This window comes from Photobacterium sp. GB-36 (assembly GCF_003026135.1).
In the GTDB taxonomy this organism is placed as follows: domain Bacteria; phylum Pseudomonadota; class Gammaproteobacteria; order Enterobacterales; family Vibrionaceae; genus Photobacterium.
The window spans coordinates 17,897-29,601 of record NZ_PYNY01000036.1 but is presented as its reverse complement, the minus strand read 5'-3'; the positions used below and the strand labels follow the sequence as shown (position 1 = coordinate 29,601).

General features: G+C 37.1%; 12 protein-coding genes. 8 read left to right on the top strand and 4 right to left on the bottom strand.

What is annotated here, in order from left to right; translation table 11 throughout:
• Positions 1 to 313: 313 nt before the first annotated feature.
• Both C9J46_RS19935 and C9J46_RS19930 read right to left on the bottom strand, forming a co-directional pair.
• Positions 314 to 1,519 carry an acetate/propionate family kinase gene (locus C9J46_RS19935; RefSeq protein WP_107247877.1) on the bottom strand — a complete coding sequence of 402 codons (1,206 nt, stop codon included), beginning with the start codon at positions 1,517 to 1,519 and terminating at the stop codon, positions 314 to 316.
• A 429-nt stretch (positions 1,520 to 1,948) separates the two neighbouring features.
• Positions 1,949 to 2,611 carry a CatB-related O-acetyltransferase gene (locus C9J46_RS19930; RefSeq protein WP_107208283.1) on the bottom strand — a complete coding sequence of 221 codons (663 nt, stop codon included), beginning with the start codon at positions 2,609 to 2,611 and terminating at the stop codon, positions 1,949 to 1,951.
• Between the two features lie 76 nt (positions 2,612 to 2,687).
• Between C9J46_RS19930 and C9J46_RS19925 the strand changes: the two genes are divergently transcribed.
• From C9J46_RS19925 to C9J46_RS19910, 5 genes are all read left to right on the top strand, one after another.
• Positions 2,688 to 3,143: a hypothetical protein gene (locus C9J46_RS19925; RefSeq protein WP_107208284.1), complete on the top strand. Its 456-nt coding sequence runs from the start codon at positions 2,688 to 2,690 to the stop codon at positions 3,141 to 3,143.
• A 219-nt stretch (positions 3,144 to 3,362) separates the two neighbouring features.
• Positions 3,363 to 3,500: a hypothetical protein gene (locus C9J46_RS21575; protein WP_158259297.1), complete on the top strand. Its 138-nt coding sequence runs from the start codon at positions 3,363 to 3,365 to the stop codon at positions 3,498 to 3,500.
• A gap of 66 nt (positions 3,501 to 3,566) precedes the next feature.
• On the top strand, positions 3,567 to 3,938 hold the full coding sequence (locus tag C9J46_RS19920) for a DUF333 domain-containing protein (protein ID WP_233217824.1): 372 nt from the start codon (positions 3,567 to 3,569) through the stop codon (positions 3,936 to 3,938).
• A gap of 317 nt (positions 3,939 to 4,255) precedes the next feature.
• Positions 4,256 to 4,519, top strand: a complete 264-nt coding sequence (locus C9J46_RS19915) for a DUF333 domain-containing protein (RefSeq protein ID WP_107208285.1) — start codon at positions 4,256 to 4,258, stop codon at positions 4,517 to 4,519.
• 31 nt (positions 4,520 to 4,550) lie between these two features.
• Positions 4,551 to 4,916, top strand: coding sequence for a DUF333 domain-containing protein (locus C9J46_RS19910; RefSeq protein WP_107208286.1), 366 nt, complete (start codon positions 4,551 to 4,553; stop codon positions 4,914 to 4,916).
• A gap of 58 nt (positions 4,917 to 4,974) precedes the next feature.
• Here C9J46_RS19910 and C9J46_RS19905 read toward each other — a convergent pair whose 3' ends face one another.
• Positions 4,975 to 6,237: a tetratricopeptide repeat protein gene (locus tag C9J46_RS19905; protein WP_107288031.1), complete on the bottom strand. Its 1,263-nt coding sequence runs from the start codon at positions 6,235 to 6,237 to the stop codon at positions 4,975 to 4,977.
• 592 nt (positions 6,238 to 6,829) lie between these two features.
• Here C9J46_RS19905 and C9J46_RS19900 point away from each other — a divergent pair.
• Both C9J46_RS19900 and C9J46_RS19895 read left to right on the top strand, forming a co-directional pair.
• A complete protein-coding gene (locus tag C9J46_RS19900) occupies positions 6,830 to 7,261 on the top strand; it encodes a hypothetical protein (RefSeq protein WP_107288030.1) in 432 nt (143 codons plus the stop codon).
• Positions 7,262 to 7,633: 372 nt separating this feature from the next.
• Positions 7,634 to 8,350, top strand: coding sequence for a PAS domain-containing protein (locus tag C9J46_RS19895; protein WP_107208289.1), 717 nt, complete (start codon positions 7,634 to 7,636; stop codon positions 8,348 to 8,350).
• 41 nt (positions 8,351 to 8,391) lie between these two features.
• Here the strand turns inward: C9J46_RS19895 and pdxH are convergent, their stop codons facing one another.
• Entirely contained in the window at positions 8,392 to 9,027 is a 636-nt protein-coding gene (gene pdxH / locus C9J46_RS19890) for a pyridoxamine 5'-phosphate oxidase (protein WP_107291419.1), read from the bottom strand.
• A 269-nt stretch (positions 9,028 to 9,296) separates the two neighbouring features.
• Here pdxH and C9J46_RS19885 point away from each other — a divergent pair, with 269 nt between their 5' ends.
• Positions 9,297 to 11,249, top strand: a complete 1,953-nt coding sequence (locus tag C9J46_RS19885) for an EAL domain-containing protein (RefSeq protein ID WP_233217825.1) — start codon at positions 9,297 to 9,299, stop codon at positions 11,247 to 11,249.
• The last annotated feature ends 456 nt before the right edge of the window (positions 11,250 to 11,705 follow it).

The following is an 11,705-nucleotide window of genomic DNA, read 5'->3' as shown; positions in this document are numbered from 1 at the left end:
TCGCTGCTTTGTAAGTTGCTGGGTGCCAATCGGTGCCTTAGTGGAGGCTTGAGCCGTATGCAGTGAAAGTTGCACGTACGGTTCTTAGAGGGACGGCACTTGGTAACAAGTGTCGTCTACTCGACAAAAATGAGTTAGCTCATGGATATATATAACTTCAGAGAATTGATGACATCTTCTGGTAACAACCAATAACGAAAAAACGGCTCGATGCAAAAGCAAAGAGCCGTCTTTCCGTTCCATATACTTTGGGGTTCCAAACCAAAGTATCGTCCGAGCCGTTCCACTCGGAAATCTAGTACGTCATTGTCACTTATGCGTGCAATAGCGCCATTGATTCTTTTGCAATTACCCACTCTTCATTGGTTGGGATAACCATTGCTAGTGGTGTATTTGGCTTAGTGATAATACCCTGTGCGCCAAAACGTGCAGCGGCATTACCTTCTATATCTTCTTGGTAACCAAAGATCTTCATTAAACGTAGAATTTCACTACGAATTGGCATTGCGTTTTCGCCGATACCACCAGTGAAAATGATGCCGTCTAGCTCATCAAGTGCCACCATATATGATGCAATGTATTTTGCTACGCGGTACGTAAATAGCTCAAACGCGAGCTTAGCACCGTGGTGGTGAGGATGGCTTTCATCTTCCATTGCTTCAATAATGCCGCGACAGTCGCTTGTAAAGCCAGAAACACCAAGGAAACCAGAATTCGTAACGAGTTCTTTCTCTAGGCGCTCTTTACTCCAGCCTTTCTTTAATAAGTACTCAAGTATACTTGGGTCGATATCACCACAGCGTGTCCCCATCATTAAGCCGGCAAGTGGCGTGAAGCCCATTGATGTATCAATACTTTCACCGTTTTTAACCACACATACTGATGCGCCGTTACCTAGGTGAACAGAAATAAAGCTTGATGCGTCAACTGGCTTATTCACGACTTTCGCTGCTTCACGCGTTACAAAGTAGTGGCTTGTGCCGTGGAAGCCGTAACGACGGATGTTGTACTCTTTGCTAACTTCTTGAGAAATTGCGTAAGTATATGCTTTTTCAGGCATTGTTTGGTGGAATGCAGTATCGAAAATTGCATACTGAGACAATGTAGGGAATGCTTTGCTTGCTGCACGCATACCAATAACGTGTGCATGGTTATGTAGTGGTGCTAGATCGCTTAGCGACTCAATATCAGCGATAACTTTTTCATCAATCTTAACAGTATGATCAAATAAGTTACCACCTTGAACAACACGGTGACCCACAGCGACGATATTTTCTTTTAGACCAAGTTCGTCGACTAAATCGACAATACGATCAATCGCTTGTTGATGGTGATGATCTAAACCATCAAGCTTGTATTCGTGCTTTTCACCATTGACTTTCCAGCTAACCACTGCTTCAGGGAGGCCGAAGCACTCACCAAGGCCGCTTAACGTAGCTTCACCGTTGACAGTATCAATTAAAGCAAATTTAAGTGAAGAACTACCAGAATTGATTACAAGAACTAAAGAATTGCTCATGGTTATCTCATCAATATTTTTAAGGGCAAATTTCGGATATCACTATCCACCTTGAAGCTAGCTCACTGAAAATGTCGAAAAAGGTATCTGTCAACAAGCTGGCTCAACCATCTTACTCAATTTAATTTGAATATCTCAACTTTTGTTTTAAAAAAAACTTAAAAATTGAATTTTTACTGGTTCAGATCAATTTTTTAACTAAAAATCGATTTTTAAAGCATAAAAATTCATCTGAATTTCAAATTTAGTTGATCATTTACCGTAGAGTTAACCATAAAATACACATTTTCAGCATTGAATAATTGTAAATCAATGTAATTTTTTCAAACTAGACTGAAACTAATAACAAAAAGGCATATATAGAAAGGAAGCACATCAAAAAAGGAATGCTTTTATAAAGTAACTAAAAAAAGTTTTAAACTTACAATATTATTTTATGTTATCTAAATAATATTGATAGAGTTCATCGACCTGCGTACTACACATCAACGGCATTGCTGCTTTTAATGCAGATTTTGGCCAGTTCCACCACTGCATCTCTAGCAATAAAGCGATCTGTTGCTCTGTAAATCGTTTTTTAACACATCGCGATGGGTTACCCACCATAACAGAATAGGGTTCAACATCTTTTGTTACAACGGCACGAGTACCAATCACGGCACCATCAGCTATTTTTACGCCAGGTAAAATAACGCATTCAGCCCCGAACCAAACATCGTTACCAACAACCGTATCGCCCGCTCGTTGGATCCCGGTTTTGACGCCATCGCCAAATTCTTGGAAATCAAATGGGAATGTCGAGATCCAATCATGTCGGTGTCCTTGATTACCCGACAACATAAACACGACTCCTGTGGCAATAGAGCAATAACGGCCAATAATTAATTGATCAACATCACCAAAAATACCTGACTGCCAAGCTTCAATCGTGGATTTATCACCCAGTAGATAATGAACACATTGATCTTCAAAATGGTGCTGATGGTAGTAGCCAGAATAATAACTGTAATCTCCAACTTTAATATTAGGATTAGTGATATAACGGTTAATTTCATACCCTCCTAACCAAGAGGGAAAAATAGAGGATTCCATATCAAACCTTCTTTGTGTTTATTGGTGTAAAAAGCGTATTATTAATGTTGTATTAACCTTTTTGGATATAACCACAATGATTGCTCAACTCTATAACGCTTATTTAGGTGAACTTTATGGCATTGTTTTTTTTAAGACCTTTGCTGAAAAGTATAGTGACGATAGCCATAACAACAAATGGCAAACATTAATAAAGGTTGAGGAACTCACGGCGCAATGTTTAAAGGATGGACTGGAAACGTTAGGACACCCTTGCCCTGATTACGATCAAGATATGGAGAATAAAGGTCTTGCCGATGCTAATAAATGGCTTGCATTACCTTGGCAAGAGTTAGTCGATACCATGGTGCCATGGGTTGCTCCCTATCAGCAGCGCTACCAACAACAGGCTGATGAAGCCACAGAGCATCGCTATTTATTTACGTTAGTCGCTGATCATGAAAATGCGATTTATGATTATTTGCTGGCAGAACAACGAGGGGATAACAGCGCCCTTGATATATTGACAACATTTATTAATAAATACGCCTAATGATTTTATTAGAGCAAGATTCACCTTCCTCCTTGCTCTAATAACCTACTGATAATTAACAAATTCATTTTAATTCACATACTTTTTTCACAGCCAGATAACCAGACCCTTTCATTCCCCTGACATTTGAACGATGTTTTTAATTAACAATGAATAAAACACATTCAGTTGCTGAATACTCGCGATTAAACGAGGCTATTGTTTAACAAGGATTAGATTTTGAAAAGAAAGTACTCTTACTTTCTCTACTTACTGCAACATCATTCGTTGGCTGTAAATCATTACCTATTCGATCCAATGCAAACATGGCAAACCCTGCAGCAACGTATTGTGTTGATCATGGCGGTCAATGCTTAGACATGGACGGTTGTTCAACACACTAATTGATTGTCCAATTGCTCTATTATTAATATCGGAAGGTTAATGATGAAAAAATTACTACTTGTTGTTGGTTTACTGCTTTCAGGCTCTGTTTTTGCGTTTGGTAATCCAGCATCCGATTTCTGTGTACAACATGGTGGTCATGTTGAAATTCGTACTCCAATGGGTGGCGATGGTGAAAAAGGTTACTGTGTCTTTAACGACGGTAGCTCATGTGAAGAATACGCCTTTATGAAAGGCCAATGTAAACCTTCAGGTAAAACGCATAAACAAAAATTAGTCGACCACTGTGTTAAAAAAGGTGGGTTTGCAACCGGTGATGTATGTAAATTTGCTAAATGGAATACAACATGTGATCTAGAAGACTTCTACAATCACAAATGTAACCGTAAAAAAGGTAATCGCGTTTACTAAGTAATTAATCTCTTCCCCCTGATTAATCACTTTTAAACAATGCAGCTTAGCAAATGTTAAGCTGTATTTTTTATCTTCAAGCTTTTCCTCTTATTTCCCCTTTCCTTATAACCGTACATTAGCCATTAATCATATATATTTATCGTCAATGAAGCATTTACTATCCGTCACCATTAAATAACCGGCAACCTTACTGAGAGTTATTTTTTGTCATTCCGCTGACATTCGAACAGTGTTTTAAATACACAATACGCTCAAATCATTCATCACGTGAATGGATATAAAAACGAAGCCATCGTTTACATAAGGATTAGATTATGAAAAAGACATTATTGCTACTTTCTCTTATTGCTTCAGCCTCATTGGTTGGTTGTAAAACACTACCCACTCAACCAACTGCAAACATGGCAAATCCAGCAGCAACATACTGTGTTGAACACGGTGGCAATTATCAAATCACAACGAATGAAGATGGTAGCCAAGCTGGCGTCTGTCATTTCAAGAACGGTAGCCAATGTGATGGATGGGAATATCTACGCGGTGAGTGTAAACCCGCTGCTGACAAACCAATTTTGTACTAATTTCAGTCATTATTAAAAAGAGAAAATTAACATGAAAAAGTTTTTATTACTGATTGGACTATTAATTTCAACGGCCGCTTGTGCTGGCGGTCCGCACGGAAATCCTGCTTCTATCTATTGTGAACACCATGGTGGTCAATCCGTTATTGTTGATGGCCAAGGTTACTGCCGCCTACCTAGCGGTCAAATGTGTGATGAGTGGGCTTACAAAGAAGGTAAATGTTCACAGCATGCACAAGACAAGAAACAAAAATGGGTGAACTATTGTGTAAAACACAAAGGGACTGCTATTGGTAATAAGTGCCACTTTAATAAACAAGGTACGCAATGTAGCTTGAAATCCTTTTATAATGGCTCTTGTAAAAAACACCACCATAAACACCCGAAAGTATATTAGTCCTCTGAATCATAATATTAAATAAAAACAGCTCAACAGTGGTTGAGCTGTTTTCGTTTTACTTCTTTGTTTCATCGCTAGTTATCGATGTTGTTTGAAGCATCATATCTGACGATGATCCCCATGATGTCGTCCAATCATCCACTTTCATTGCTGGCTTTTCGTTTGAATTATCCGTTTCTATCGCGTTAGCCTCTGTCATCGATATTGCTATCTCTTCTTTTATTGATGTTTCATGATCATCACTCATGTCATCGTGAGTCTCGCCCAATGATTCAATATCAGCAAGGGTTGGACGATACCCTTTTCGGCCATAGCAATTGTCTAATAAAGTAATAATCGAATGAGGAGTAACAGGCTGTTTCTTTAGAATTTTATAGATTTCCTTCGCAATATTTTGAACATTGAGGATCGATTCAATACCAATGAGAGGCGCGGCTTCATCTCTTACTACTCTTGCTTTTTTATAACCGCCAGCATATGCCATTGAAAACCAAATATAAGCAATCGCGGCATTATTTGCACATGCGCCTAAATACATTTTACCTGCAAGATATTGTGCTTCTGGATGATCATGTTCCGCTGCGCGCTCTAACCAGTATTTGACACGATCCACATCCTTTTCAACCCCCAATCCAACTTTATAACAAAATGCTGTTTTCATTAATCCATCAAGATCATTGTGTTTCGCCGCTTGTATCCGCCAATAAAAGGCTTGTTGAGGTAAGTAATGATCGGTTTCTTCAGCAACATACCAATCAGAAAGAAACAGTGCAGCAGGAAGAAACTCTTCAGTTGCTGCTTGCTGAATATAATCGATACCCAAAGTAGGATCAGCCTCTACCCCTTTGCCTTGGATCAGTAACAAGCCAAAATGAAACAGTGATTCAGGTGATTTTTGCTTTACATCAATAAACGCTTGCCAGTAATTGGCTTTTAGCATTGCTTGTTGATCCAACGGATCTCGACGATACAAACGTGCCAAAGCATATTGCGCCATTTCATTATCTTGCGCTGCCGCTTTTTCGTACCACTCAATTGCCGCAACAGGATTCGTCACCTCACATTCTTTTGCTAAAGATAATTGACTCGGTATATGCCCTGTACTGGCTTTAAAAATTTTTTCTTCTCGTTCCGCCTTTTTGGCCTTCTCTAATACTTGTTTATATTTAATGTCTTTCAGTATTTGCTGCTGCTTTTCTTGCTGCTGCATATTTCTGGTAGCAAAGTAACGTGAAATTAACCAGCCTAAAACGATAATAGGAATAATAAACAGCCAAGTAACATCAAACATAATCACTAACTCAAGTCGCGGACGCATAGGAGTGATTATCGGCTAAGACACAATAAACTAAAGTCACTGTCTATAACCATTAGACCTTGATCATTGTTCCAGTATTTTCATTGCCAATATTGCGATTTAAACGAGTATTCAATTATTTTATTACTCTATACACCACTAAACCTGACTCACCACCTACGAGCACGCCCTTTAAAGACAAAAGAATAATCTTAGGAGCTCGTCAGGCTTTACCTGCACGGATCACCTAATAGGTCCTTGTCTGAATTCATTCTTTCTTGACTTAAGATCGCGGGAATTACAAGTGTTCCATGTCGGAATATTCCATGATCATGCTTCCATACCTCTCGACGCTCACTGAATTCATATTCATAAAATAGGTATTAAAAAGTCGCTGATTTCCTTTATTTTTGTCTGATTTACTCACAGGATCATCCTTGATCATCTTTCCAGTCCATTTGACACTGACCGTTAATTCAGCTCACATGATCATCGTTCCGTTATAAAAACAAAGAGTTAATTCATCTATGGTATGAAAGAATCTGTTGTGTATATTGTTCTTATCAAGCAGGCAGGGTAATCATTAACGAAATAAAACAATAGGGGCACTGATATGAACGAATTAAAACATATTCAACACTTTATTGCCGAGCACCATCTACTGACATTATGCGCTAGTTTTAACGATAATATTTGGAGTGCTAACTGCTACTATGTTTTCGATAGTGACCATATGATGCTGTATATCATGACTTCTCCAGAGACACGTCATGGAAGCCTAATGCTAAAAAACCACCATATTGCAGGTACTATCGCACCTGAACCTAATGACGTTAGTGATATTCAAGGTATACAGTTTTCTGGTCAGATTAATTTGATCGATTCAAGCAATGAACAACAAGCATTAGCGTTATATTATGCAAAATTTCCGATAGCGAAAAATCTGCCATCTTCAATCTGGCAAATAGCATTAAATGAAATAAAAATGACAGATAATCGTATCAAATTTGGTTTTAAACTTAACTGGCAGAGACATCAGCTTTAAATGTGTCATAACGTTAGAAGATAGTTAGGAGAGTTAGAATTTTGTCAATAGGTGATTTCCCCCCTATTTTGTTAATAGAAGCTTAGTTATAGTTATGCTTGTTCGTTATTTAAGGTGATTTCACCTAGAAAACGAGCATTATCCAAAAGGATAAATCAGCGAAAACGATAATGTACCTCACTTCGTTTTTCTGATTATCTCTTCTACACGTCGTACAGAATTATGCTCCTAGAGCCAATTCTTGTTTTGCCGGCCATATTGGCCGGCTTTTTTTATATTTTTGTCTAATATATAAGCATCTTATTACCTATATATTTACAAATACGATAAAGTGACTAGAATGTTTTCGCTGACTGTATTTTTAGGCAATATATGAATAATAAAAACGCCTCATTTTCACCCGAAATTTTTGATCAGTTACCTGGCTGCTGGGGTTGCAAAGATATCAATTCAACATTTGTTTATGTAAATCCTGAGTATGGAAGAATGGTTGGATTTGATAATCATTTAGATTGTATAGGTAAAACGGATTATCAAATGCCTATAACATCGACAGATTACGCAGATAAATATGTTGAACAAGATCAAATTGTAATAGAAACAGAGAGAACAATTCGTGTGCTTGATATTCATCCTTATCATGATGGTAAGTGGCGCGCTCACCTTTTTACTAAAACACCATGGCGTGATCATAATAATCAAGTAATAGGGACTATTTTTTCAGGTATTGAGTTAACAGACACAGCTGTATTAGAAGTTGGACATTGGTTGTGCCGTGCTATAGGGATAACTCAACAGCAAAAAAATTCTTCTATGTTAAGAATCAACATCAAAAAGGAAGACATTGGATTAAATACTCGAGAATCTGAAGTATTATTTCTTCTATTGCATGGGAAGAAACCGCAATATATCGCGAATACATTAGGTGTTTCTGTCAAAACAATTGAGAATTATGTTTTGCGCTTACGAGAGAAGTTTAATGCCAATTCTAAAGGTGAGCTTTTAGATTTGGCATTAGAATTAGGTTATGGTTCAAACATTCCAGAAAGTATGTTGAAAACACAGTTGTCTATTGTTTTAAAAGATTAAATACTCCATACAATAAAAGAGTAGTTATCTGCTCTTTATTGTTATGGTGCTAATCGATCAATTGTCCATTCTTCATTATTATCGTGATATAAAAAACGATCATGTAAACGATGTTCGCCACCTTGCCAAAATTCAATCGAATTGAATTTAACGCGAAAGCCTCCCCAAAAGGTAGGTACAGGTACCTCTCCTGCTAGAAATTTTTGTTTCAATTCAAAATATTTCCCTTCCAATGCTTGTCTTGCTGTTAAGCGTTGGCTTTGTTTACTCGCCCATGCTGCAACTTGGCTTTCTTTTGGACGAGAAGAAAAATAGCTTAGCACTTCACGCTTTGATAACGCTTCAACATGTCCGGTAATATGTACTTGTCTTTCCAACATATGCCATGGGAAATGCAAGCTGATTTTATTATTAATGGCTAGTTGCTGAGCTTTACGACTACCAAGGTTGGTATAAAATACAAAGCCATGCTCATCAAAGTGTTTTAGTAAAACAATACGTTGAAAAGGTTGTCCAGAAGCATCGACGGTAGCAACCGTCATTGCAGTGGGATCAGGTAACTGTGCTTCTACTGCTTGCTTTAACCATCGTTCAAATAAGACGAGTGGATCACTCGGTAAATCATCTCGTCGTAGACCTCCTTTGGCATACTCCCTGCGAACATCGGACAACTCCATTTTTATCTCCATAAAGTATAAATGATTTATTCTCTACAATATTGTGACTTCCTTTTGGAAGCAAACACTATTTTCTTATGAATATTAGTCTTGTTTGCAAAAACAAATAGACACATCTATCGAATTTCAACAATAAATAACAAAGAGTACAGTTGCAAGATGCGACTTTTGATAAATTAGACTAATACAAAATCAATGATTTAGTCAGCATAAGATATCTCTCTTTTACTGTTTATGTTGGGCTAGTACTCTACTTTGGTGCTCAGACTATGACACTCTTTAAACGACAAATAATAAGTATTACAACACTCATGTGTTCTATACTTGGCATTTCTGCAGGTACGCAGTTGTATACTGGCTATCATGTAATTAGTGATCAGCATATAGCGACAGCTCATGAAGATATAAATCGTGCGCTTACTACATTACCGGATAAATTATCAATTATTGACAGTTTAATAATTTCACGACAGCAAGAAGAACAACTTGTTGATACGCTAAATTATTTATTTCCTGCACAACAATATAACCACGCATCGTTGTTACTTGCCGATTCAACACCTTTGATACGAATAGATAATAACCGTGATATCACTAATGTTCCACAATGGTTTCAATCTTTAATTAAGATCCCAGAACATATTGAAAAAAGAATAATAAATAATGACAATTTTGATGTCGGTATCCTAGCGCTGAGCGCGTCATCCCGCTGGGCATATACAAAATATTGGCAGTTATTTAGTAACACCCTTATTTCACATTTATTACTCATGCTTCTTGGTGGCTGCGCGATTTACTTTATTAGTAAAAAACATTTCACATCGTTACGCACGCTAACCAACCGTGCGTATAACATAGATAATCTCAATCAAGCACCTTTAGCATTGCCTGATGAATCAGATATTAAAACAATAGTAAGAGCTTTTAATAAGCTTAGTTATCAATTAGATGTGAACTTTAAGAGTCAAGCAAACGAAGCCGTAAAACTGCGAGAACAAGCTTATCTTGATCCTATCTCTGGTTTAGGCAATCGAAGTTTCTTTATCCATCAAATTAGCTCTTGGTTGGATGAATCACATAAAGGTGGATTAGCACTAATCCAAACAACGCTAATCAGTGATTATTATGAGCAGGAAGGCTATCAAGCGGGTGATAAACTGATAAAGCAAATCGCAGCACGTTTGAATGATGTCATTAATTATAATTACACCACGATAGCACGCTTATCTCGTGATGAATTCGCCATTCTTATTCCTAACCTATCTTCTGAAAAGTTAGAATTGCTTGGAAAAATGGTGCTTAAAATATTTGATGATATCGTTAATAATTCAAATTTAGTTAGCCCATCAACCACAGATATTGGATTGGTTTATAACGAAGCGCAAATTACGCCAAGCCAATTATTAACCCAATTAGATAACGCATTAACACAAGCAAAGCTTACTCCTCATAAATCCATTGCTTTAATAAAAGATCCTAATAGCCATAACAGCTTAGGAAAACAACAGTGGAAACAATTACTGGAGCAAGCGATAAATGAAGATTTATTTCAATATAAATTTCAGCCTGCAACATTAGAAAATAAAAGTGTTTACCATTATGAGGTTTTCACCGCGATACAAAAAGATAAGAACTTTTATTCAGCTGGTCAGTTTTTAGGTGCTATAGAAGATTTGAAGATCGGCAGTTGGTTTGATCGACATGTCATCGTAACCATAGTTAACCGACTTAATGCCGATAGAACAATAGGTCCATTTGCAATAAACATCACTAACAGCAGTATTGGCGATCCGAGTTTTACTCGCTGGTTAGATAAACTATTGAGTAATAATACGCAGATAGCCTCTCGACTATTTTTTGAATTACAAGAAATCAGTTGTATCAGAAACACTGATGCGACAAGCCTGTTGTGCAGTATTATAAAACGCTACCACTTTGGCGTGGGAATAGATAACTATGGACGTCATTTTCAATCATTAAATTACTTAAAAGAAATCAATCCTGATTACGTCAAGATCGACTACGCATATACTTATCAATTAAATGACCAAACAAAATCAAATGTATTATCTTCTATATGTCGAACCGCACATAGTTTAGATATTAAGGCTATTGCAACTCGCGTTGAAACAGAAACACAGTTAGAACGGTTATCTGATTTATTCGTAAGTGGTTATCAAGGCTTTATTACTGAAAAATACACACAGTTAGAATCGGCGTAGGTCATTTACACTGTAAATATTATTTCCCCCGAAAACCAGTACCTTTGTACTGGTTTTTTTATTTCTATTTATTATCTAACTGATTCAACTTATAGGATGCAAATCGCTATCACAGCTTTTAATTTCAAGAAAGCAAGGTGAAGGTTCTGCCTTATTTTAATCACTCTAATCACGGTTTGAATTGGACAACGGCAAATAAGTGCACTTTCAAGTCCCAACCTATCAATGCTTTAATTGTTACCCCTTCTTTTATCGTCTTATCGATTTTCACAATATAATTCATTCTCGAAAAATCATACGAGTAAGAACTGGTTCTTCATTTACAGTGTAAATATAGCACTTCAACTTTAGCATCTAGCATCTAGCATCTAGCATCTAGCATCTAGCATCTAGCATCTAGCATCTAGCATCTAGCATCTAGCATCTAGCAAATATTAATAAACAATTAACCATCAT